General features: G+C 38.3%; 21 protein-coding genes, 1 pseudogene and 1 riboswitch. Of the genes and pseudogenes, 13 read left to right on the top strand and 9 right to left on the bottom strand.

Features of this window, described 5'->3' with window-relative positions; genetic code table 11:
- Positions 1 to 14: 14 nt before the first annotated feature.
- Together RCG21_RS18455 and RCG21_RS18450 are read right to left on the bottom strand one after the other, a co-directional pair.
- Complete coding sequence (locus RCG21_RS18455) at positions 15 to 500, bottom strand: CotY/CotZ family spore coat protein (RefSeq protein ID WP_308913574.1); 486 nt, start codon at positions 498 to 500, stop codon at positions 15 to 17.
- 127 nt (positions 501 to 627) lie between these two features.
- Positions 628 to 1179, bottom strand: a complete 552-nt coding sequence (locus tag RCG21_RS18450) for a pyridoxamine 5'-phosphate oxidase family protein (protein WP_308913573.1) — start codon at positions 1177 to 1179, stop codon at positions 628 to 630.
- Between the two features lie 110 nt (positions 1180 to 1289).
- On the opposite strand from RCG21_RS18450, the gene pdxR reads away from it, so the two are divergent.
- Both pdxR and RCG21_RS18440 read left to right on the top strand, forming a co-directional pair.
- The gene (pdxR, locus tag RCG21_RS18445) at positions 1290 to 2699 is read left to right on the top strand and encodes a MocR-like pyridoxine biosynthesis transcription factor PdxR (RefSeq protein WP_235824861.1); all 1410 of its coding nucleotides are present in this window, start codon (positions 1290 to 1292) and stop codon (positions 2697 to 2699) included.
- A gap of 97 nt (positions 2700 to 2796) precedes the next feature.
- Positions 2797 to 2988 (top strand): hypothetical protein, encoded by a 192-nt coding sequence (locus tag RCG21_RS18440; protein WP_235824862.1) that lies wholly within the window; start codon positions 2797 to 2799, stop codon positions 2986 to 2988.
- Between the two features lie 1791 nt (positions 2989 to 4779).
- Here the strand turns inward: RCG21_RS18440 and RCG21_RS18435 are convergent.
- Both RCG21_RS18435 and RCG21_RS18430 read right to left on the bottom strand, forming a co-directional pair.
- A complete protein-coding gene (locus RCG21_RS18435) occupies positions 4780 to 6093 on the bottom strand; it encodes a nucleobase:cation symporter-2 family protein (RefSeq protein WP_133336875.1) in 1314 nt (437 codons plus the stop codon).
- Positions 6093 to 6686, bottom strand: a complete 594-nt coding sequence (locus tag RCG21_RS18430; protein WP_308913572.1) for a xanthine phosphoribosyltransferase — start codon at positions 6684 to 6686, stop codon at positions 6093 to 6095. The genes RCG21_RS18435 and RCG21_RS18430 overlap by 1 nt, the downstream gene beginning before the upstream one ends.
- 120 nt (positions 6687 to 6806) lie before the next feature.
- A riboswitch (purine riboswitch) is annotated at positions 6807 to 6908 on the bottom strand.
- Positions 6909 to 7111: 203 nt separating this feature from the next.
- Between RCG21_RS18430 and RCG21_RS18425 the strand changes: the two genes are divergently transcribed.
- On the top strand, positions 7112 to 8110 hold the full coding sequence (locus RCG21_RS18425) for an NAD(P)H-dependent flavin oxidoreductase (RefSeq protein ID WP_133336879.1): 999 nt from the start codon (positions 7112 to 7114) through the stop codon (positions 8108 to 8110).
- Positions 8111 to 8145: 35 nt separating this feature from the next.
- Here RCG21_RS18425 and RCG21_RS18420 read toward each other — a convergent pair whose 3' ends face one another.
- Complete coding sequence (locus tag RCG21_RS18420; protein WP_133336881.1) at positions 8146 to 8424, bottom strand: hypothetical protein; 279 nt, start codon at positions 8422 to 8424, stop codon at positions 8146 to 8148.
- A 338-nt stretch (positions 8425 to 8762) separates the two neighbouring features.
- Here RCG21_RS18420 and RCG21_RS18415 point away from each other — a divergent pair, with 338 nt between their 5' ends.
- Entirely contained in the window at positions 8763 to 9953 is a 1191-nt protein-coding gene (locus RCG21_RS18415) for a glycine C-acetyltransferase (protein ID WP_133336883.1), read from the top strand.
- Between the two features lie 42 nt (positions 9954 to 9995).
- Positions 9996 to 10958 carry an L-threonine 3-dehydrogenase gene (locus tag RCG21_RS18410; protein WP_133336885.1) on the top strand — a complete coding sequence of 321 codons (963 nt, stop codon included), beginning with the start codon at positions 9996 to 9998 and terminating at the stop codon, positions 10956 to 10958.
- Positions 10959 to 10986: 28 nt separating this feature from the next.
- On the opposite strand, the gene selD is transcribed toward RCG21_RS18410, so the two are convergent.
- Positions 10987 to 12039 carry a selenide, water dikinase SelD gene (gene selD / locus RCG21_RS18405; protein WP_372512710.1) on the bottom strand — a complete coding sequence of 351 codons (1053 nt, stop codon included), beginning with the start codon at positions 12037 to 12039 and terminating at the stop codon, positions 10987 to 10989.
- A 187-nt stretch (positions 12040 to 12226) separates the two neighbouring features.
- Here selD and RCG21_RS33570 point away from each other — a divergent pair.
- Positions 12227 to 12412 (top strand): annotated as a pseudogene (locus RCG21_RS33570) (Rdx family protein); the annotation flags it as partial.
- A gap of 92 nt (positions 12413 to 12504) precedes the next feature.
- Here RCG21_RS33570 and RCG21_RS18400 read toward each other — a convergent pair.
- Positions 12505 to 12894, bottom strand: a complete 390-nt coding sequence (locus RCG21_RS18400) for an Hsp20/alpha crystallin family protein (RefSeq protein WP_133336889.1) — start codon at positions 12892 to 12894, stop codon at positions 12505 to 12507.
- Between the two features lie 98 nt (positions 12895 to 12992).
- Here RCG21_RS18400 and selA point away from each other — a divergent pair, with 98 nt between their 5' ends.
- Positions 12993 to 14408: an L-seryl-tRNA(Sec) selenium transferase gene (selA, locus tag RCG21_RS18395; protein WP_133336891.1), complete on the top strand. Its 1416-nt coding sequence runs from the start codon at positions 12993 to 12995 to the stop codon at positions 14406 to 14408.
- A 170-nt stretch (positions 14409 to 14578) separates the two neighbouring features.
- On the opposite strand, the gene RCG21_RS18390 is transcribed toward selA, so the two are convergent.
- The gene (locus RCG21_RS18390) at positions 14579 to 14719 is read right to left on the bottom strand and encodes a small acid-soluble spore protein P (protein WP_026576420.1); all 141 of its coding nucleotides are present in this window, start codon (positions 14717 to 14719) and stop codon (positions 14579 to 14581) included.
- Between the two features lie 115 nt (positions 14720 to 14834).
- On the opposite strand from RCG21_RS18390, the gene RCG21_RS18385 reads away from it, so the two are divergent.
- A complete protein-coding gene (locus RCG21_RS18385; RefSeq protein ID WP_026576419.1) occupies positions 14835 to 15098 on the top strand; it encodes a hypothetical protein in 264 nt (87 codons plus the stop codon).
- A gap of 39 nt (positions 15099 to 15137) precedes the next feature.
- On the opposite strand, the gene sspO is transcribed toward RCG21_RS18385, so the two are convergent.
- Positions 15138 to 15287 carry a small acid-soluble spore protein SspO gene (gene sspO, locus RCG21_RS18380; protein ID WP_133336893.1) on the bottom strand — a complete coding sequence of 50 codons (150 nt, stop codon included), beginning with the start codon at positions 15285 to 15287 and terminating at the stop codon, positions 15138 to 15140.
- A gap of 320 nt (positions 15288 to 15607) precedes the next feature.
- On the opposite strand from sspO, the gene acnA reads away from it, so the two are divergent.
- The 5 genes from acnA (at position 15608) to RCG21_RS18355 (ending at position 23117) form a co-directional block, all read left to right on the top strand.
- Positions 15608 to 18316 (top strand): aconitate hydratase AcnA, encoded by a 2709-nt coding sequence (acnA, locus tag RCG21_RS18375; protein WP_133336895.1) that lies wholly within the window; start codon positions 15608 to 15610, stop codon positions 18314 to 18316.
- A 325-nt stretch (positions 18317 to 18641) separates the two neighbouring features.
- Positions 18642 to 20360, top strand: a complete 1719-nt coding sequence (abc-f, locus tag RCG21_RS18370) for a ribosomal protection-like ABC-F family protein (RefSeq protein WP_308913570.1) — start codon at positions 18642 to 18644, stop codon at positions 20358 to 20360.
- Between the two features lie 223 nt (positions 20361 to 20583).
- Entirely contained in the window at positions 20584 to 21630 is a 1047-nt protein-coding gene (gene mtnA / locus RCG21_RS18365) for an S-methyl-5-thioribose-1-phosphate isomerase (RefSeq protein ID WP_133336899.1), read from the top strand.
- Positions 21631 to 21654: 24 nt separating this feature from the next.
- Positions 21655 to 22449: a class II aldolase/adducin family protein gene (locus RCG21_RS18360; protein ID WP_133337234.1), complete on the top strand. Its 795-nt coding sequence runs from the start codon at positions 21655 to 21657 to the stop codon at positions 22447 to 22449.
- A gap of 134 nt (positions 22450 to 22583) precedes the next feature.
- Positions 22584 to 23117, top strand: coding sequence for a redoxin domain-containing protein (locus RCG21_RS18355; protein ID WP_133336901.1), 534 nt, complete (start codon positions 22584 to 22586; stop codon positions 23115 to 23117).
- The last annotated feature ends 47 nt before the right edge of the window (positions 23118 to 23164 follow it).

The raw sequence follows: 23164 nt of genomic DNA, 5'->3' as shown, positions 1-23164 counted from the left end.
ACTTATCCACTTTCTTATAAGCAGACAGCAGGTAGGCATTGAATTGCATGAAAGCCTGAGAGATCCACATTTACACAGACGCCTGTTGCCATTAAATCATCGGTATTTTCACAATTTAATTGGGAACAGGGGGAACAAATAGGCTTACCTTTGGAATTACACTTTTGATGGTTTTTAAATTTTAATAGCTCCAATACGGCACAATCATCTTTGATATCAATAATCCGAAAAACGAAGGTAATAAAACAAACAAACGTTTCGCTTTTAGAATTTTTATCCCGGCAAGTAGTCACTCCTTCCACCTTAAAGGGATCACAATCACAATAAAGGATAAATGGAATGGTGTTATTGCTATAATGATTGCCTAACTCACCAAGTGGAGCTAAGCAGGATGTTTGGCATGACTCGCCTTTTTTCTTTTTTGCTTTTCTTTGTGCTTCAAGGATTTTTTCCAGTGTCTTTTTAATACACCTGTTTTCCTCGTAACAACTATCTTCCATAAAAAAACGCCCCTTCTTGTAAAAAAAGTACATGCTATATCATATGGAAGGTCGTCCTATTTGGAATAGGTGAATCACCTTTAAATCCTTTTTTCGATAAAAAAACAGACTACCAAGTCTGTTTTACTTATTTTGTCGATTCATGATGCTGGGTTTTGCCATTATAAAATAATTTTTCAATCTGAATTGGATTTTCCTTTGCACTTAGATCCAGAGCTTTTATCTTATATACAGCGGTTCTGCTGCCAAGCGAAGAACGGTATTTTTCTACGTGTGAACTTGAAAGAGCGTGTTCGTAATAGCCCGGAACATATTTATCGAGCATTTTCTGCATGGCCTTGACCGCTTCATCGAGATCCACAACTAATTCTGCTTCTCCAAAAACCATTACGCTCATATAGGCAGTATCTGTCTTAGCAGGTACAGGGTGGGTTAGGGTGCCAAGGTTCGCACTCACCGTAAAACAGGCCTTGGCATTTTCCTCCATTATAGTTACCTTTCTGCCTTCAGCTGCTCCGTGAAAATAAATCGCCCCATCCAGCCAAACAAAATTAAGCGGGATTACATAGGGGGTGTTACCGTCTGCCAAACCTAAAAAACCGGTTTTCTCCTGCTCTAAAAACAGATTGATTTTTTCTTGATCCTTGCATTCTAAAGCCCTTTGTCTTATTGGAATCATATTTTACTCTCCTCACCAAATTTTAGTGTTATACTCATTTTAAAAATGAATTGCCCTTGTTAAAAGAGACAGTATTACATAAATTTATAGGGACAGAAGAGGAGGAAAATGTGGATATCATTCCCTTTATCAAAAAAGAAGACGTCAATCCAATGTATTTACAGCTCTATCAATATTTTCGCGAACAAATTGAAACAGGACAATTACCCGCAGGAACCAAACTGCCATCTATTCGCCAGCTTTCGCACACAACCAATATTAGTAAAAATACAGTCGAAATGGCGTATCAACAGCTTGTTGCGGAAGGGTATGTTGAAGGAAAGGAAAAAAAGGGGTTATTTGTTTTACAATTGGACGATTTTCATTTCAATGATAGACACCGTGAAACTCAGCCACTGATGGAAAGTGTAAATGCGACCCAAGAAGAAAAAATTCAGATTGATTTCCAATATGGCGATATTGATTTGGAACATTTTCCGCATAAGACATGGAAAAAATGTTTAGTCGATGCATTGGAAAATCCTAGTCAAGAAGTTTTTTCTTATGGTAATAAAAAAGGTCACCTTGGACTGCGAAGTGAAATCGCCCATTATCTCTATCAAGCGCGAGGAGTAAAATGTTCCCCGGATCAGGTCATTCTCACTGCCGGGACGCAAACAGCCATTCAATTGATATGCCAGCTTCTTTCCTTAGGAAATAACAGGGTAGCCATGGAGAATCCTGGATATGATGGGGTTCGCCATGTTTTTGAAAGTCAAAATTGTATGATCACTCCGATCTCGCTGGAAGATGATGGTATCAAAATTGAAGAGTTAGAGAATAGTACTGCCCTTTGTGCATATGTAACCCCATCCCATCAGTTTCCATTGGGAATGGTGCTGCCCATTCAGAAGCGAATCAAACTGCTACAATGGGCTGAGAAAAATGCCAGTTATGTTATAGAGGATGATTATGATGGAGAATTTCGATACCAGGGCCAGCCGATTCCCTCGTTGAAATCATTGGATAAGAATGGGAACGTTATTTATCTCGGAACCTTCTCAAAGGCTTTTCTTCCTGCTGCTAGAATCAGTTATCTTGTGCTGCCAGAAAAATTACTTGAACGCTTCCAATCAGATTTCTCTTTTTATAATCAATCCGTTTCTCCCTTGATTCAGGAAGCACTTTATCGATTTATGAAAGATGGTTATTTTAGCCGACATATTCGAAAAATGAGGAAAATATATCAATTGAAACAAAAAGTGCTGTTAGCGGCTATCGATGAATACTTAGGAAAAAATGTCAAGGTGATTGGCCAAAAGGCGGGCCTGCATTTACTGCTTGAATTTTACAATCTGGATACGAGGAAACTGGTGCAGCAGGCAGAAAAACTGGGAGTGCGGATTTACTTGACACAACAGTATTGGCATCAGACCGCACCTATTTCCAATCAGCCAATCATGATCGGGTATGGGGGATTATCTGAGGCAAGCATACAAGCGGGGATTAAAAAGATGGCCGTTGCATTAAAGTGTTATTAAAACCCATGTTTGTAAACAATATTCTACTAATATAGCAAAGAGTTTAACCAAGGCAACTGCTTGTACATATACTATTTTATATGGACAGGGGGGAGGTGTGGTTGAATTGGACATCAATAAAGATGGCATAAATATTGGTACTATTTCAGGTGGAATTGTTAATTTTGGCGGAGCAGTAATCATTTCCCCGATCTCCGTTACAAGGACAACCTCCGGTCCAGGGGAAGAAAATTCTGCCAACCAACAAACAGTGACTGAGATTCTAAATTTAATAAGGACGATGCTTTAAAATTAGCATCGTCCTTATTGTTTAGTTTAGGAAGCTTTTACTTCGATACTCTGCGTTACTGCTTGTTGCAGCTTTGCCGGTTGAATAATATTGAACTCAATATTTAAGAAATAGCTGTTAAGCTCCCAGCAACAATTCCGCTGTTCGTAAGAATTTTTACACCCTCCCGAAAATTCCTCAGCATATTTTAATCATCCAAAATTATTTTTCAAAATAGACATACATCATTTTAATTCATTTATTAATAGATTAATAAATGAATTATAAAAAATTATGGAGTGATTGGAAATATGTCAAGTAGTTCTTCAAGTAAGTCCAGTTCAAATAAGTCCAGTTCAAATAAGTCCAGCTCAAATAAGTCCAGCTCAAATAAATCCAGTTTAAATAAATCCAGTTCAAAAAAGTGCAGTTCAAATAAGTGCAAAGGGTGTGTATGTAGACAACTCAGAAAATTACAAAAAGATACAATTGTAGATTTGTTAATAAGTGGAACGGTAATCAAACATGTAGTATTAATTAAATTCAATAAAAAGACTTGCTGTGCTCACTTTAGTGAATGTGAGACAGAATCAGGATCAATTATCGTTGTCGATTGTAGTAAGATTGATGCAATTCGGTATAAGGCTCATGATTTATAAAAGATAAAAAAAACGATGCATTTTGTTGTACCATCGTTTTTTTGTGTGATTTACTCATTAATATGGACAATAACATCCTCTCAAACACATATATTGTCATTCTGAGAGTTTTTCAAAAAAATAATGTAATTGTGCATAAACTTTATTTAAACAACTGTATTCACGTGATATCGAAGACCAGGGTGTAAATAACAACTACCTTCAAAACGAATTTGAAGAAGATAGCGGTGACGAAAGAAGCAGTAGCAATAGCGACTAACTCAATAAAAAATAAATGATTTTCTTTGTTTTATTTAAGGCTGTGTTAAAGAACAATGTTGATTTTTTGAACAGCGTTGATTGGAGCGGAAGGTGCGAGACTCCTCGAAAATGCTAACGCATTTCCTTCGTGCGTGGGTGGATTCAAGGAAGAAATTCAGTGTCCTGCGGGAGCAGCGGGACAGGTGAGACCCCACAGGCGCTTAAGCGCCGAGGAGACTCACCGCCCGCCCCGCGGAAAGCGAGCATCCTGGAGTGGAAATCAACAACTAAGTTTAACAGAGCTTTATTTAAAAAAGTGAGTGAAAGTGTCCCTCTTTTTTCTTGAATATTTTATCTAATTATTTTTTCAGAATCTTAACAATTCTAATACGATACTTTTACAATTGTTTGGTAATCTGAAGCAAAGAACAATATAGGAGTGATTATGATGGTTGCTAAAATGAAAAGAGAATGGCATAAATTCTGGTTTATTAGTTATAACACCCTATTGGCTAAAAGTATCGATTTAAAAAAAAATGAAAAATATCTTCAGAAATCAAAACATCATGGAGACAAATTGATTCGAATCTTGTCGCAATAATTGTGTGGAAAATTTTGATATAGAAAATCTAAATAATAACAGTTGAAAGAAAGTGACTGAAAATGTCACTCCTTTTTTTATATTAACTTATATTTTTATTAAAAAACCACCAATCACATTTGACTGGTGGTTTCTCATTATCTTAATTTTCCTCTTCGTTTTACCTTTTTGATTTTCAGTCATAAGTTCAATTAACATCTTGATTACTAGTCCGGATAACGGAATAATCCTTGATTTTCTCCCTTTGTAATTTTCGTTAAGAAAATGTAGGCTATATCGACATATATATAGTAGACATATATCGGATAGAAATTAGGAAGCTTTTACTTCGATATTTTGCGTAACTACTTGTTTTCGCTTAGCAGGTTTTATTATATTGAACACAATATTTAAGAAAATAGCTGTTAAGCTCCCCGCAACAATTCCGCTGTTTGTAAGAATTTTAACACCATCAGGAAGATGTTTAAATAAATCAGGTACCGCCGTTACGCCTAATCCCATCCCGACTGAACAAGCGATAATCAGTAGGTTTTCTTGAGAAGTAAAATCAATTTTACTAAGCATCTTAATCCCGGAAGCAATCACCATACCAAACATGGCAATCATCGCACCACCAAGAACGGATGTTGGAATAACGGTTGTTAACGCAGCGACTTTTGGTACAAAACCTAGAAATACAAGGATTCCGGCCATTGTGTAGATCACACTTTTGCTTTTTACACCTGAAAATTGAACAAGTCCCACGTTTTGTGAATAAGTCGTATAGGGAAAAGAATTAAATAGAGCTCCAAGGATACTTGCGAGACCTTCCGCACGATACCCTTTCACTAAATCTTTTTCCGATAATTTTCTCCCAGTAATATCACTTAAAGCAAAGTATACACCTGAAGACTCGATTAAGCTGACAATGGCTACTAAGGTCATGGTAATAATCGGTGCCAATTCAAAAGAAGGAGCTGCAAAGTGTAATGGGCTTACCATATGGAACCATGAAGCCTCACCAACAGATGCGAAGTTTACTTTCCCCATTAGTGCAGCGGCAATGGTACCGGCAATTAATCCCAACAAAATCGAAATCGAACGAATAAATCCTTTAGAGAAACGGTAAAGCAAGATAATAAACAATAAAGTCCCAAATGCAAGAGCAAGATTTGTTTGAGAACCAAAATCAGGACTGCCTTGTCCGCCGGCAACATTATTCATCGCAACCGGAATTAGTGTTAGGCCAATAATTGTAACTACCGACCCAGTTACAATAGGAGGGAAGAAACGAATCAATTTTCCAAAAAAACTGGCAATGAGAATAACAATTAAACCGGAAATCAAAATCGAACCGTAGATGGCAGATAGACCGTATTGACTGCCAATCGCAATAATTGGTCCAACAGCGGTAAATGTACAACCAAGCACGATTGGAAGACCAATCCCGAAAAAGCGATTCTGCCACACCTGCAATAACGTCGCAATCCCGCTTGTAAGAATATCAAGCGATACGAGATACGCTAATTGTTTACCTGAAAAATGAAGGGCGCTGCCGATAATCAGAGGAACAATTACAGCTCCGGCATACATTGCCAATACATGCTGAATTCCTAAAGAGGCAACTTTAAAAGGATTTTGTTTCATTAGACTAACTCCTCCACTTTTTCATTTACAAATGTTACTTCTCCGTTTGATAGTTTGGCGATTCTTGCCAATGATTCAACCCTAAAACCAAGATCCTTTAATTTTTGTGCACCAGGCTGGAAGGACTTTTCGATGACAATGCCAATACCAGCCACCTTGGCATTTGTCATTTCAACCAAATTGACTAATCCAAGTGCAGCCTCACCGTTTGCAATAAAGTCATCGATTATAAGGATTCGGTCATCCTCGGATATATATTTTTTTGAAATGGAGATATCGTTAGATTCTTGTTTTGTAAAGGAATACACTCTTGTTGTCAGCATGGCTTCGAACAATGTTAAAGATTTGCTTTTTTTTGCAAAGATTACAGGAACATTCATATGCAATCCAGCCATTACAGCAGGAGCAATTCCTGAAGTTTCAATTGTCACAATTTTTGTTATTCCCTCATTTGCAAAAAGAGACGCGAATTCCTTGCCAATCTCGTTCATTAATTGAGGGTCAATTTGGTGATTCAAAAAGGAATCAACCTTTAAAACATTTTCATTAAGGGCATTCCCATCCGCTTTAATTCTTTCTTCCAATAATTTCATCGGTTAAACCTCCTAATAATAAAAGCCCAAAGGTCCGCTCACATCAAAATTGAGTGAGGCAATGACCTTTGGGCTTGAATTCCAAGAGGAAACAAGAGGTGCGCGATTCAGATAGAAAAGCGCGTTTCATTGCCCACTCATAGTCAGATTGTTTACGGCAATCCGGTAGAAACTTGCAGGCCATATTCCTGCGATTATATGAGTGAAACGGTTATAAATTTATTCACATTATAACCATGACAAAAAGCTAAAATCAATCTTTTTTTGATAAAAAACGAATAATATTTTATTTTTTAAAAATATCGTTCGTGTTTGAAAACGTTTTTTTTAATTCTTAAGAAGTGATTGAATATTCATTCATTTTCAGCTACTATATAAACTGAGAAGTCTATTCAGAAAATTCCAAATTGAAAAGAGGGGATAAAATGAACAAATCCATACCAGAAAACTGGTGGACTCAATTGCGCTTACCGATTATCTCTGCACCGATGTTCCTCGTATCAGGCCCTGATTTAGTCAAAAATTGCTGTTTGAATGGGATCATTGGTTCATTTCCAGCACCAAATGCACGACCGATTGAAGTACTTGACCAATGGATGGGGCAATTAAACGCGGAATTAAAAGCTGCGAAAACGAAGGATCCTGGCCGAAAAATCGCACCATGGGCGATGAACATGGTTGTACATAGCTCATATGGGAGACTGCTGGAGGAACTTGAATTAATAAAAAAACATCAGCCTCAGTTGGTTATCACCTCACTAGGCAGTCCGAAGATGGTCGTTGATATCGTTCATGAATATGGCGGTCTTGTTTTTTCAGATGTAAGTGATGTGAAATTCGCGAAAAAAGCGGCGGAGGCAGGAGTTGACGGACTCATTTTAGTGGCAAGCGGGGCAGGTGGGCATGCCGGTCAAATTAACGGCTTTGCTTTTGTAGATATTGTGTGCTCCTTCTGGGATGGAATCATCGTACTTGCCGGTGCGATTTCGACTGGAAAGGGAATTTTAGCGGCACAAGCAGCAGGAGCAGACCTTGCCTATATGGGTACAAGATTCATTGTAGCAAAAGAAAGTATGGCCCGAGATGAATACCGAGAGATGCTAGTCGAAGCTACGCAAGAGGATATCATTTTGACAGACGCTTTTTCTGGGGTAAAGGCTAATATGTTAATTCCAAGCATTGTAAAAGCAGGACTTAATCCGGCTCAACTTGCGAAAAAAGAAAAAGTTGATTTTAATAATATGCAGCAGGAACCAAATGTCAAAGCATGGCGCGATATCTGGTCCGCAGGGCATGGTGTCGGAGCAATTGACAAAATCGAAACGGCTGGAGAAATTATTGAACGATTAGAGGTAGAATACCAAGATGCTCTTCAAAAGGTGAATAAAGCAGCTGAAAAATTATCCTTTCAAAAAGTGAAATAAATACGGAAAGAACCTATCCGAGTGGGTAGGTTCTTTTATTTTTTCTTTTTGACCATATTTACAATCTTGTACCCTGGTTTTACTTTGACTTTTTTCGTTTCTGTATTTGTTTTTACCTGATACATTGTAAATTTTTTGGGCTGATGTTCTAAAAGGTCAATCTTATTTACCGTTTCTTTACGGAAATGCTTATGTATTTTTTTCAATTGCTTATCCCGTTTTTCACCATAAAAAAAATCATACGTAAAAATGAATAAATAGATAAATGCCCCACCAACAAGGATGGTATAGAGGAGAGAAGAGAGAACTGGCACAAAAAACACCCTTTCTGTTTCGTTCATTTGAGTAAGTCTATTATATCGTTTTTTCTTTCCAATAAAATTATTTTTATATAATGAAAATTCAAAGGATTCCATTCAAATACTTTTCAAGCAAATATCCTGTTTTTGAAATGGTTACCCTATAGGAGTAAATAAAAAAATTTTTAAAAATTTGTCCTCTAGGTATGAACATTTCGAAAAAAGTATGATACAGTAATTAACAAGAATGCTTTTATACAGGCAATTGAGCTTAATTTCAATGTCCGTGTCCAGTAGACAATTGTACTTAGGATAACGACAAATAACCGCTGAGTTGATAAGGAGGTAGAAAAATGTCCAGTCATATTTTGGAACATTTTTTAAATGAAAATCTTGAAGATTTAAAGGGAAAAGGTCTATACAATGTTATTGATCCTTTAGAAAGTCCAAATGGTCCTGTCATTACGATTAATGGGAAGGAGCTTGTAAATCTTTCTTCTAATAATTATTTAGGTTTAGCAACAGATGAGCGTTTGAAACAAGCTGCAAAAGAAGCGATCGAACAATACGGTGTCGGAGCCGGTGCCGTCCGTACCATTAATGGTACGCTCAAGCTTCATGTAGAACTAGAGGAAAAATTAGCAGAATTTAAACATACGGAAGCAGCGATTGCCTATCAGTCGGGTTTTAACTGTAATATGGCAGCGATTTCAGCGGTTATGGATAAAAATGATGCGATTCTTTCAGACGAATTGAACCACGCCTCCATTATCGACGGCTGTCGGTTATCCAAAGCGAAAATTATCCGCTTTAAACACTCCGATATGGAAGATTTGCGGGCGAGAGCGAAAGAAGCAAAGGAATCAGGCCTTTACAATAAAATAATGGTCATTACAGATGGCGTATTTTCAATGGACGGTGATGTTGCCCTATTACCTGAAATCATAAAAATTGCTGAAGAATTTGATCTAATTACGTATGTCGATGATGCCCATGGATCAGGAGTACTTGGTGATGGAACCGGGACTGTAAAGCATTTCGGATTATCAGATAAAATTGATTTCCAAATCGGTACACTTTCAAAAGCAATTGGGGTAGTTGGAGGATATGTGGCTGGAAAGAAAAATTTAATCGACTGGTTAAAGGTTCGCAGCCGTCCATTCCTTTTTTCAACTTCCCTAACCCCTGCAGATGTTGCAGCCAGTAAAAAATCGATTGAAATTTTAATGGAAAGCACCGAGTTAAATCAAAAACTTTGGGAGAATGGAAATTACCTAAAAAAAGGCTTGAAGGAATTAGGGTTTAATATCGGTAACAGTGAAACACCAATCACTCCATGTATAATCGGGGACGAATCGTTAACCCAAGCTTTTAGTAAACGTTTAAACGAAGAAGGCGTATATGCAAAAGCGATAGTATTCCCAACGGTACCGCAGGGAACAGGCCGTGTTCGTAACATGCCAACTGCTGCCCATACCAAAGAAATGCTTGATAAAGCCATCTCCATTTATGAAAAAGTCGGTAAGGAAATGGGTGTCATTTAATTTTTCAAATTACATCATCGTGAAGAGGACGGGGGATTATATATGAAAAAAATATTAATCACAGGAGCTTTGGGGCAAATTGGGTCAGAATTAACCACAAGGCTTAGAGAAATTTACGGAGTAGACAATGTAATTGCCACGGATATCAAAAAGAGCGACAACGTTAATTTCGAAAGTGGCCCCTTCGAAATTTTAGATGTAACGGACGGAAAACGGATGGTTGAAATTGCGAAAAAATATAATGTTGATACCATCATGCATTTAGCCGCCCTTTTATCCGCAACAGCGGAAGCAAAGCCATTGTTTGCTTGGAATTTAAATATGGGTGGACTTATGAATGCGCTTGAAACAGCAAGAGAGGTAAATGCGCAATTTTTCACACCAAGTTCTATTGGTGCATTCGGACCAACTACTCCTAAAGACCAAACACCCCAGGATACGATTATGCGGCCAACAACCATGTATGGGGTAAACAAAGTTGCTGGGGAATTATTGGCTGATTACTATCACCAAAGGTTCGGAGTCGATACACGCGGCGTACGTTTCCCGGGATTAATTTCGTATGTAGCACTGCCTGGAGGCGGAACAACAGATTATGCAGTTGAAATCTATTATGAAGCAATTAAAAATGGCAGATATACCTCCTATATTGATAAAGGCACCTACATGGATATGATGTATATGCCGGATGCATTGAATGCCATCATCGATTTAATGGAAGCAGATTCTTCAAAACTGATTCACCGAAATGCCTTTAATGTTACAGCAATGAGTTTTGCACCTGAGGATATCGCAGCAAGTATCATGAGGTATATTCCAAACTTTAAAATGGCCTATAATCCAGACCCTGTACGCCAAAAAATTGCTGATAGCTGGCCAAATTCAATTGATGCCACCGCTGCAAAGCAAGAATGGGGCTTTAAATTTGAATATGATTTGGACAAAATGACACAAGATATGATTGAAAAATTATCCCAAAAACTGCAAATAAGAAAGATGGCATAAATAAAAAGCGAAGCATCAGCTTCGCTTTTTATTTTTTTACATAAATTAATTTTTCTCTTTTCTCAGTGACACGTCCAATGATTGATGCTTGGGCAAGTCCATTAGAATGAAGATTTTCAATATATGTCCGTGCATCCTTTTCATTCAATGAAACCAGTAAACCACCAGAGGTAATAGCATCACAAAGAACAAGTTGTTCATCTGGAAGGATTTCTTCATAAACAACATCATTCTGAAGCCATTTATGATTGGATTTAGACCCGCCTGGTACGACACCATCTTTAGCTAACTCAATGGCTCCTTCAAGGATTGGAACTTGGGAGAACGAAATTTCAAAGCTTACACCACTGCCTCGAGCCATTTCGCTGCCATGACCGAGCAGACCAAACCCAGTGACATCTGTAACAGCGTGTGGATGGAAGTTCGATAAAACCTCTGCAGCCGTTTTATTAAGCATCGCCATCGTTTCGGTTACTGCTTGTTCTTGTTCCACCGTAACAACATTTCTTTTAATTCCAGTTGTAAGAATACCCACACCGACTGGTTTTGTTAAAACAAGAACATCACCAGGTTTTGCACCGACATTTTTCCACACCTTTTTCGGATGTACAATTCCAGTCACAGAGAGACCGAATTTAGGTTCTTGATCATCAATTGAGTGGCCGCCCACTGTTAAGGCACCTGATTCTTTTACCTTATCCGCTGCCCCCCGGAGAATTTCGGAAAGCATATCGGGCCCGAGCTTCTTAATCGGATAGCCGACAATATTCATAACGGTTTTCGGCTGTCCGCCCATGGCATATACATCACTTAGTGCGTTCGCAGCCGCAATCTGACCGAACATATAAGGGTCATCCACGATTGGGGTAAAATAATCTAGTGTTTGAATGAGTGCGATCGAGTCTGTTAATTGAAATACTCCGGCATCGTCGGATGTTTCATGTCCAACAAGTAATTCCGGAACAGGATCTTGTTTTGGCAATAGACGCAAGACTTGCGCCAGGTCTTCAGGACCAATTTTGCAGCCTCAGCCAGCTTTTGTTGACAATGAGGTTAGGCGAATTTTCTCTTGTTCACTCATACTGTCCACCTCCATCTACCTAGTATAACTCTTTCAGGTTATTTGCGCACGAATGGTGCAAAATAATTGCTGTAATATTAGGGATAAGGTAGAATGTTTTTACTATCTTGATGTAGCAAAATAGGAGGTCCGTATGAAAAATTATCAAGTAATTGTTGAATTTTGCATGCAATGAAACTTTGCTCCAAAAGCTGCGAGTTTCGCAGAAGAGCTATTTACCCACTTTAATCGTAATATTAAAAAGATGGAATTAATACCTGCCTCAGGAGGGGTTTTTGAAATTACCGTTGATGGAATAAAAATATATTCCAAGGATGAAACAGGTGTCTTTCCTGATACAGACGAAATCATCAAAATAATCGAAAGCATGTAAAAAAAGCTCTCAAATCCATAAAGGATGAATTTGAGAGCTTTTTTATTGCTAGTAATAGTATTATGTAAACTGCAACAAAAAAAGAAAAACGGTTACGGAAGTGTAATAAATCGATTGTTTCCTGCACCTTTATCAATTTTGGAGATAAATATTTCTAAAATTCCATTTTGAAAAAAAGCACAGACTTTCTGATTTTTAATCGGAAAGGGGAAGTCAATGGTTCTTATCTTTTTGATGTTTGTAGAGAGAGTTTGTTTTCGAGCTGTTATAATTAGCTTCATATCCTCCACTTTTACGGAAAGTTCGGCTGATTTAAAATCATCCAAAACGGCCTCCACAATCCAGTCTTTTTCTGTTTCATAAAGGTCAATCCGGAACTGGGTCATGTCACAATAGGAGGTTAATGGGTCTAGAAAGTAATTTTCTAACCATTTTTCCATTTGTTCCAAATCGTAACATTGATCATCTTTCTTTCTATTCAAAGCGATTCCCCCTTGCTTGGTTTATTTTATTCAAACTGTCGTGAAATGTGAAAAATGCTATAATAGGTAAAAAGTAGGGAAATAAAGGAGTTAACATCGTGAAACAATGGCTACGTTCCATCCCAGCTGTTCATGAATTGCAGAACCACCCGCAATTTTTAACCCTCCTTGAAGAGCGGGGTTTTGATTTTAATCAATTAACGAAGCAGTTAAAAGAGGTATTGGAGCAAATAAGAAATGAATTGTTACAAGAAACCTGGCAGGGTGCATTGCCTGGTTCAGGCACGTTTATTGATGAGGTATTTTTTTGTCTTAAAGGAAAAATTGAAAAACAATTCACCTATACATTAAAAAAAGTCATTAATGCTACAGGAACGATTTTACATACAAATCTTGGTCGAGCAAGGCTCAGTGAACATGCAATCGAGCATGTAGTGGAAACCGCACGGAATTACTCAAATCTTGAGTATTTAATAGAAGAAGGAAAACGCGGTTCCCGTCACACGCATGTTGAAGCCCTGTTAAAAGAAATCACAGGTGCTGAAGCAGTAATGGTAGTTAATAATAATGCAGCTGCCGTTTATCTGGTGTTATCTGCGTTGGCAAAAAACAAAGAGGTTATTGTATCACGCGGTCAGCTCGTTGAAATTGGCGGTTCCTTTCGCATTTCTTCGATTATGGAGGAAAGCGGTGCTAGGCTTGTAGAAGTAGGAACGACGAATAAAACCCATTTGTTCGACTATGAAAAGGCAATTACTCCTGACACTTCAATTGTTATGAAAGTTCATACGAGTAATTTTAAGGTAATTGGTTTTACTAAATCAGTTGCAACAGAGGAACTAATTCAGTTAACTAGAAATCACGAACAGATTATTTTCTACGAAGACTTAGGCAGTGGTGCTCTTTTTGATTTCCGAAAACACGGGATTGGAGAGGAACCTCTTGTAAAAGAATTGATTGCAATGGGCGCGGATCTTTTAACCTTTAGTGGAGATAAACTGCTTGGCGGGCCGCAAGCGGGAATAATTGCCGGCAAAAAAGAACTAATAGAACAATTAAAAAAACATCAGCTGGCTAGAGTAGTTCGGGTGGATAAGATGACATTCGCGGCTTTAGAGGGCACTTTACTGGATTATGTCCGGGGAGAAAAAGGGCTGCAGCATATCCCGACAATCCGTGATTTACTTGTTCCTGTCACTGAATTAGACGAAAGGTCCCAGGAATTTGTTTCGCAGCTTTTAGCAAGGACAAGTCAATTTCATGCAAAAATTTTTCCTGGAAGCAGTCAAGTAGGCGGGGGCACAATGCCTGATGTCGAGCTACCGACAATGGTTATTGCTTTAAAACATAAAACATTAACAGCTGAACAACTTGGTAGAAAATTTCGAACCCAATCAGAACCTGCGATTATCGGACGGATTCACAATGATGAGTTTTTAATTGATTTACGAACTGTCACACCGGAAGAAGAAGGTATCATTTTAAACGCTTTAACGGCAGGAGACCCCTCTTAAGAAAAAGGGGGTCTTTTAAAATTTCTAATAAATGTTCGACTTTGAGAACTGTCCAGCTTCAGCGCCTAGCCCCTCGAGGTTGCTTCGGACCAGGCGATGAAGTCAAAGAACGACTTCTCCGCCTGGTCCTCCAGCACTTGCCTTAGGCTGACCAAGGCGCTTCCGCTTTTCTACATATCATGGTGCGAATTATGTTTGGCCCGTGTATGATTGCGATTCTTCACTTTATGAGAACCACTCATCGGCTCAGGCTGGCCAGATTGTTTTGGAGCATTTTTACGCATATCTTTGCCATCGTTTTTGTTTACCATTTTTTCATCCCTCCTACTCATTAGGATGCTGTGAAGACCATTTTTTCATGCCTGAATATTTTTTTTGGTTCTGTGCAATTTAACGGTAAATAAAATGAAGGGGTGAAACATAGATATGCAAAAAAATCCTTACCATAAGGACAAACAACAGGCTTTCCAGGCTGCCCAGCAGGGATATGAAAATGCTCAAGGTCTTTATTATGATATTGTTACCGATAGTGCAAGCTACGGTCATCAGCTGAAGCATTTGAAAGATGAAGTGAATGAAGCGTATCAGCAAATTGAAAACGCATTAGAAGTTGCCTCTGAACACCAAAGAGCCCAGCTGGAACGCTTCCAGCAAGATCTTCAATCAATGGTTTCAGAAGTAAACCAATAAAAATAGGAAAAATAAAAGCAGGGGGGAGACCTCCTGCTTTTACTGATTCTTCTTTCGCTTTTTATTGTTCATTCTTTCTTTTACTGTCAACGGCTCTTTTGCCATTTCTTCATTAAAGCCTGCCCCTTGTCCTTGAGCACTGGCTGCATTTGCACCAGGAATGACATGATTCGCTTTGCGTTTTCCCATACCAACCACCTCCTTATCTGTTAATATTTCCTTTGGATCTAAAAACATGACATCAAAAAGTTTTTTTGACATAATAATAACGAATACAAAGAATTCCCGACAAATGAGAATCATCTTAGCCCTATAACATTTTCAAAATATTTCGAACTCTTTTTATGAAAGAGTATAAGAAAAACTTATCGACTACAATAACTTTCTTGATATTTACTTATGTTAAAGGTTGTATTAAGATAAGAATTGTGAGAAAAGTTGGGGTAAAAGGGAATATTCACACTTTTCGTTTATTTTTGTATTTAGTTAAGAATGAGGGGGTTAAACTCATGGTAAAAAATGATGTTTATAACGCAAAATCTTCTTTTGAAGCAAACGGCAAACGTTATCACTATTATCGTTTAAATGCGTTAGAAGAAGCTGGTATTGGAAATGTTTCGAAATTACCTTATTCCGTAAAAGTACTACTTGAATCAGTACTTCGCCAATATGATGGCCGAGTTATTACAAAAGAGCATGTTGAAAACTTAGCAAAATGGGGAACAAACGAGTTAAAAGAAGTAGATGTTCCTTTTAAACCAGCTCGTGTTATTCTTCAAGACTTCACAGGCGTTCCCGCTGTCGTTGACCTTGCTTCCTTAAGAAAAGCAATGGCTGACCTTGGCGGAGACCCAGACAAAATTAATCCAGAAAAAACAGTTGATCTTGTTATTGACCACTCTGTACAAGTAGATGCATATGGTTCAGCTGATTCATTAAGAATTAACATGGATTATGAATTCGAACGTAATGCTGAGCGCTACCAATTCTTAAGCTGGGCGCAAAAATCCTTCAACAACTACCGTGCCGTGCCGCCAGCAACTGGTATCGTTCACCAAGTAAACTTAGAGTTCTTAGCAGATGTTGTTCATGTAGCTAATGTAGACGGTGAATTAGAAACTTACCCAGATACATTAGTAGGTACTGACTCTCATACAACTATGATCAATGGTCTTGGCGTACTTGGATGGGGTGTTGGCGGTATCGAGGCTGAAGCTGGAATGCTTGGACAGCCTTCATATTTCCCTGTTCCTGAAGTTGTTGGGGTTAAATTAGTAGGTGAGCTTCCAAACGGAGCAACTGCAACTGACCTTGCACTGAAAGTAACACAAGTACTTCGTAAGCATGGTGTAGTTGGTAAATTCGTAGAATATTTTGGACCTGGGGTATCTACATTACCACTTGCTGACCGCGCTACCATCGCAAACATGGCTCCTGAATATGGTGCAACATGTGGTTTCTTCCCAATCGATGGGGAATCCATTGAATACTTACGCTTAACTGGCCGTGATGCAGAACAAATTAATGTTGTAGAACAATATTGCAAAGCAAACGGATTATTCTTTGATCCATCTGTTGAGCCTGTTTATACAAGTGTAATCGAAATCGACCTTTCTGAGATTGAAGCTAATCTTTCTGGTCCTAAGCGTCCACAAGATTTAATTCCTCTTTCAAAAATGAAAGAAGAGTTCGTTAAAGCGGTATCTGCTCCTCAAGGAAACCAAGGCTTTGGCTTACAAGCTGACGAACTTGAGAAGTCTGCAACCATTAAGTTTAATAATGGCGACGAAGCAGATATTAAAACAGGTGCAGTTGCAATTGCATCGATTACAAGCTGTACAAATACATCTAACCCATACGTTTTAGTTGGTGCAGGACTTGTTGCGAAGAAAGCTGTTGAACTTGGAATGGAAGTTCCTAAGTTTGTAAAAACTTCTTTAGCACCAGGATCTAAAGTTGTAACTGGTTACCTTCGTGATTCCGGCTTACTTCCATACCTAGAGCAAATCGGCTTCAACCTTGTTGGTTACGGCTGTACAACATGTATCGGTAACTCCGGTCCATTAAAAGAAGAAATCGAAAAAACAATCGCTGAAAACGACCTATTAGTTACCTCTGTACTTTCAGGTAACCGTAACTTTGAAGGCCGGATTCATCCGCTTGTAAAAGCAAACTACCTTGCTTCACCACCGTTAGTTGTTGCATATGCACTTGCTGGTACAGTGAACATTGACTTTGCTAACGAGCCAATCGGAAAAGATAAAAATGGCAACGATGTATTCTTCAAGGATGTTTGGCCATCTACTGCTGAAGTAAATGATGTTGTTAAACGTACTGTTACTCCAGAACTATTCCGTAAAGAATATGAAAATGTCTTTGGTGACAACGAACGTTGGAACGAAATCAAAACAAGCAATGAGCCATTATATACTTGGGATGAAGATTCTACTTATATTGCAAATCCTCCATTCTTTGAGGGATTATCACCAGAGCCTGGCAAAGTAGAACCTTTAACAGGTCTTCGTATTGTTGGTAAGTTCGGCGATTCTGTAACAACTGACCATATTTCACCTGCAGGAGCTATTGGTAAAAATACTCCAGCTGGTAAATATCTATTAGAAAAAGGCGTTCAGCCACGTGACTTTAACTCTTACGGTTCTCGCCGCGGTAACCATGAAGTGATGATGCGCGGAACATTTGCGAACATCCGTATTCGTAACCAAATTGCTCCTGGCACAGAAGGCGGCTTCACAACTTACTGGCCAACTGGCGAAGTTACATCAATCTACGATGCTTGCATGAAATACAAAGAAAACGGCACTGGCTTAATGGTTATTGCTGGTAAAGATTACGGAATGGGCTCTTCACGTGACTGGGCTGCCAAAGGTACGAATCTTTTAGGCATCAAAACAGTTCTTGCTGAAAGCTTTGAACGTATTCACCGTTCTAACCTTGTGTTAATGGGCGTACTTCCACTTCAATTTAAAGAGGGCGACAACGCTGAAACTCTTGGTCTAACTGGTAAAGAAACATTCGAAGTGCAAGTAGACGAAAACGTAAAACCACGTGATCTTCTAAAAGTTACTGCGACTGACGAAGCTGGTAACAAGAAAGAATTCGAAGTAGTTGTACGTTTCGACTCTGAAGTTGAAATCGACTACTATCGTCACGGCGGTATCCTACAAATGGTATTACGTGAAAAATTACAAGAAGCGTAATTATATTTCAAAAACACCATGCTTTTATTAGCATGGTGTTTTTTTACAGAAGAAATTGATTGACAATTTCAAAGAGAATACCATATTATAGATGTACTAAACGAAAAGGAATGATAAAGAGGAAATGAAGTATTAATCTTATGATTCAGCTCATATTTCGAATAAACGAAAATGATGAACCTGAAGAATAGGATTAGTCTGTCCTTTTTACGTCCATAATTTGATTTTACCTTTTTATGCCTTAAAGGTTATTTAATGTGCATTTTAGGGAAATTCTAATGATTGCGACAAAACTCTCTTCAGGTTCAAGGAAGGGAGTTTTTTTATGGTTAAAGAATCTTTGACCGTTTTAAAGGTAACTGGATTAGAAAAAAGCTTTGAATTAAGAAAAATATTAGACAATGTTCATTTTGATATAAAGATGGGAGAAAGAATTGGTTTAGTTGGCTACAATGGCACTGGAAAGACCACCTTGGCGAATCTCATTATGGGCCGGTTAAAACCTGATAGTGGAACGGTTGAATATATAAAGGAATGTAAGATTGGTTATTTAACACAATCGATTGATTATGAATTTACAAATTTTGTCGAGGCTATTGTAGATAAAAAGGATTTATTAGAACACACTAGTCAGCTTGGCCTTGAAAAGGTTTATGATTGGGAGGAACATCGGTTGCAGCATTTAAGTGGAGGCGAGAAATTAAAGCTTGCTCTTTCCCTTATTTGGTCCAGCAAACCTGATTTTTTAATACTCGATGAGCCAACAAATCATTTAGATTTTAAAGGAATTAAGTGGTTAATTTCGGAATTAAAAAAGTTCCCAGGACCGATTTTGATCATCTCGCACGACCGCTACTTTTTAGATGAAACCATCAATCGAATTTTTGAAATTGAAAATAAAAAACTTCATTTTTATAACGCGAATTATAGTGAGTTTCGCAAAGAAAAACAAAAACGGACTGAGGACCAGCTTCACAAATATACTGTCCAGAAGAAAAAGCAGGAAGAAATTGAAGGGCAGATGGAACAATTAAAGTCCTGGTCTGATAAAGCGCACCAGAATTCAACAAAACAGGGTAGAGATTTTGGGACTAAAGAATATCACCGTGTTAAAGCAAAAAAGCGCGATAGTCAGGTCAAATCGAAAATGAAACGACTCCAAAATGAACTAAATAAAAATAAAATTGATAAACCTTCAGAGGAAGCAGTGGTCAGCTTTCAGTTTGAAGCCGATGGAAAAAGAGGGAAGCGAATTATTGAGGCGAAGGACTTAACGAAAACCTATGACAACCGTAACCTATTCCAGGACGCTAAATTTTATATAAACTATGGGGAAAGGATCGGTTTGTTGGGAGAAAATGGCTGCGGTAAAACCACGTTACTTCGCATGGTATTAGGCCAAGAACCGCCCACGAAAGGGACACTTTGGAAAAGTCAATCCATTAAAATTGCTTATCTTAGTCAAGATGTTCATGATCTGCAAGAAGAAACAACAGCCATTGATGCATTAGGTTTTACGGAACGGGAGGATATCTTTCGTGCGAGAACCCTATTAGCCAACCTTGGGTTAAAAGAGGAGCTCATTACCAAGCCAATCGGTACACTCAGTTTAGGAGAAAGAACAAGAGTGAAATTAGTTGATATGTTAATGAAGGAATATGATGTCCTTATCCTCGATGAGCCAACCAATCATCTTGACTTGCCAAGCAGGGAGCAATTAGAAAATACTTTGAATGAGTTTACAGGAACAATTATTACAGTATCTCATGACTATTATTTTCTTAATAAGATTTGTGATAAGCTTTTGGTGTTTGAAAATCATAAAATCAAGCGGATGGAAATGAAGCCAGAAGAATATTTAAATAAGGAAAAATCAAATCCAAATGTCAGCATTAAAGAGGAATTAATGGTGATTGAAAATCGGCTCGCCACCGTTCTTGGGGAATTATCGCTGCTTGATCAAAAACACCCGAACTATTTTGTATTAGACCGGGAGTTCAAAGAGCTCATTGCACAAAAAAAGCGCTTAACCAATCAATTATAGATAGTTTTTCTGGTTTTGGTAGTGATTTGTCTATAAAGTCCTATACCATAGATGATTGATCCTCTCAGACACGATATTGTCTATAAAGGGATTATAATTTTCGGTTAATTTCCACGATAATGAAAAGTCTTGCATCTATCGAAGATATTGATAAAATTACAATGGAAGCAATCATTCATGAAATTCGAGTATTTGTTTAGATTAAAGAGGAGATGGGTTAAACATGACAGAAACATTTATACAATCAGTTTTCTTCGAAAATGGTGTATTGAAAATACTTGACCAAACAAAAATTCCTAATGTAACGGAATTTCTAGAGATTACAAAAATCGAGGATGCCTGGGATGCCATAAAGCAATTAAAGGTTCGCGGAGCACCTGCCATTGGGATTGCCGCTGCGTATGGTTTATTGCTCGGAATAAAGAATGCCCCAGATCATTCATTTGATGTTTTTTATACTGTTTTTAAAAAGCAATCAGATTACCTGGCGACCTCAAGACCAACGGCAGTGAATTTATTCTGGGCGCTTAAAAGGATGAATGAGAGGGTTCAAAAGGAAAAAGCACATCCTGTAGCACAAATAAAGGAAGCACTTGAACAAGAAGCACACTTCATTCGAAACGAAGATGAAGAAGTTTGCCGGACCATTGGTGAGAATGCACTAACCCTTTTACATGACGGGATGGGCATCCTTACCCACTGTAATGCAGGAGGAATTGCCACAGCACGGTACGGTACAGCACTAGCGCCGCTTTATTTAGCAAAAGAACAAGGCTGGGATATAAAAGTATTCGCCGATGAAACTCGCCCACTTCTGCAAGGCGCACGTTTAACAGCATGGGAACTGATGCAAGCAGGAATTGATGTAACCTTAATAACTGATAATATGGCGGCAATGGTCATGCAAAAAGGCTGGGTACAGGCGGTAATCGTCGGCTGTGACCGTGTAGCTGCAAATGGTGATGTCGCGAATAAAATTGGTACGTATGGAGTTGCCTTGCTGGCAAAGGCACATAATATACCTTTTTATGTTGCTGCTCCGATTTCAACCATCGACTTAGAAACGAAAACAGGTGCTGATATTCCAATCGAAGAAAGGGATGCATCAGAAATTACTGAGGGATTTGGGAAAAGAACTGCTCCTGAGGGTGTAAAAGTATTCAACCCGGCATTTGATGTGACCCCGCACGAATTCGTTACAGCTATTATTACAGAAAAGGGCATACTATCAGGTAACTACGAAGGAGAGCTTCCAAAACTTTTTCAATGATAAAGAATGGAAGGCAGGATGCCGATGATTACGGAAATTAAATTTAGGCAGCAAATATGTGAAATTGGAAAAAGGGTTTATCAAAAAGGCTTTGTTGCCGCCAATGACGGCAACATTTCCACTCGTATCAGCGAGAACGAATTCCTCATTACACCTACCGGGATGAGTAAAGGGTATATGACACCGGAAATGATTGTGAAGGTCGATGGTCAGGGTAATGTTCTTGAAGGGGATTTTAAACCCACTTCCGAAATGAAAATGCATCTGCTAGTCTATCGAGAACGTCCAGATATTCATTCTGTTGTTCATGTTCACCCACCTTATGCAACCGCATTTGCGATTGCCGGAATCCCGCTTGATCAAGCCATTATGCCCGAATCGGTTGTTTACTTAGGGAAGATTCCGATTGCGGAATATGGTACACCATCAACGGAGGAAATCCCAAATGCCGTTAAAAAGCATGTGCATACCCATCAAGGGGTGCTCCTCGAAAATCACGGCGCCCTGACATGGGGAACAAGTTTAGAGCATGCCTATTATTTGATGGAATCACTTGAATTTAGCGCAAAAATAAATTGGATTAGTAAACAAATTAGTGGTGATCGTGAACTTTCGAAAAAGCACGTACAGAGACTTGTGGATATGAAAAGGGCAATGGGAATCATGGGCGAAACACCAATTGGTTCTGACGCTCCTGAAGGTTCCCACGCCATTAAAAAATCAAAGGGTGTAGAATACACATTATCTGAACATGATTTAAATTTGATTGTTGAAAAGGTATCGAAAAATGTGATAGAAGCTTTAAAAATACAGAATTAAAGCAAGCCACCTGAGCTTGCTTTTTCTTTTGAACAGGAAATGTTCACAGATTTGGCATATCCAATCTTTGTTTCAACAGAGTTTATAGTGTAAAATCGAAATAGCACAACATTGGGACAAAGGAGGTTTCGGGGATGGTTAAAAAAGTAATTGCCGCAGTCGTATTAATCACTTTGCTTACAGTAGCAATTGTTCAAGCGATGGATAAAAAGTCAGAACCCGAAAGCACAACAACACAAACAACTGCTCAAGATGGACTGAAAGTCGGGGCACAAGCACCTGATTTTGAATTAAAAACCCTTACAGGTGATAAAATTAAGCTTTCTGATTTAAGAGGAAAGAAAGTCATGCTAAATTTCTGGGCAACCTGGTGCCCTCCTTGTAAAGCAGAAATGCCTGCTATGGAAAAATTCTATAAAGAAAAAGATAAAGACCTTGTTATTCTTGCCGTTAATATTGATCCGCAATTAGATGTCAAAGGTTTTGTTAATAAAAATAAAATTACGTTCCCGATTCTTCTTGATGCGGACGATCATGTAAATGAGACATATCAAATTTTATCAATACCCACAACGTATTTTATTAACAGAAAAGGAATAATTGAAAATAAATTTACCGGTGGAATGGAATTAGCCCAAATGAAACAATTTGCAAATAAGTTACATTAAAACATTGGCCAACTAGCCAATGTTTTTCTTTTAGCTGTTTTAAAAAA

Origin of the sequence: Bacillus salipaludis (genome assembly GCF_030938565.1) — a bacterium.
GTDB classification, from domain to species: Bacteria; Bacillota; Bacilli; order Bacillales; family Cytobacillaceae; genus Neobacillus; species Neobacillus salipaludis_A.
This window is presented reverse-complemented; position numbering and strand designations above follow the sequence as displayed.

Coding starts and splice junctions, on each gene's coding strand:
- RCG21_RS18435 (WP_133336875.1), bottom strand. CDS start 6,093: ATGAAACAAAATCCTTTTAAAGTTGCCTCTTTAGGAATTCAGCATGTA.
- RCG21_RS18415 (WP_133336883.1), top strand. CDS start 8,763: ATGTCCAGTCATATTTTGGAACATTTTTTAAATGAAAATCTTGAAGAT.
- RCG21_RS18425 (WP_133336879.1), top strand. CDS start 7,112: ATGAACAAATCCATACCAGAAAACTGGTGGACTCAATTGCGCTTACCG.
- RCG21_RS18385 (WP_026576419.1), top strand. CDS start 14,835: ATGCAAAAAAATCCTTACCATAAGGACAAACAACAGGCTTTCCAGGCT.
- RCG21_RS18355 (WP_133336901.1), top strand. CDS start 22,584: ATGGTTAAAAAAGTAATTGCCGCAGTCGTATTAATCACTTTGCTTACA.
- sspO (WP_133336893.1), bottom strand. CDS start 15,287: ATGGGAAAACGCAAAGCGAATCATGTCATTCCTGGTGCAAATGCAGCC.
- RCG21_RS18360 (WP_133337234.1), top strand. CDS start 21,655: ATGATTACGGAAATTAAATTTAGGCAGCAAATATGTGAAATTGGAAAA.
- acnA (WP_133336895.1), top strand. CDS start 15,608: ATGGTAAAAAATGATGTTTATAACGCAAAATCTTCTTTTGAAGCAAAC.
- RCG21_RS18450 (WP_308913573.1), bottom strand. CDS start 1,179: ATGATTCCAATAAGACAAAGGGCTTTAGAATGCAAGGATCAAGAAAAA.
- mtnA (WP_133336899.1), top strand. CDS start 20,584: ATGACAGAAACATTTATACAATCAGTTTTCTTCGAAAATGGTGTATTG.
- abc-f (WP_308913570.1), top strand. CDS start 18,642: ATGGTTAAAGAATCTTTGACCGTTTTAAAGGTAACTGGATTAGAAAAA.
- RCG21_RS18390 (WP_026576420.1), bottom strand. CDS start 14,719: ATGGTAAACAAAAACGATGGCAAAGATATGCGTAAAAATGCTCCAAAA.
- RCG21_RS18410 (WP_133336885.1), top strand. CDS start 9,996: ATGAAAAAAATATTAATCACAGGAGCTTTGGGGCAAATTGGGTCAGAA.
- RCG21_RS18430 (WP_308913572.1), bottom strand. CDS start 6,686: ATGAAATTATTGGAAGAAAGAATTAAAGCGGATGGGAATGCCCTTAAT.
- RCG21_RS18455 (WP_308913574.1), bottom strand. CDS start 500: ATGGAAGATAGTTGTTACGAGGAAAACAGGTGTATTAAAAAGACACTG.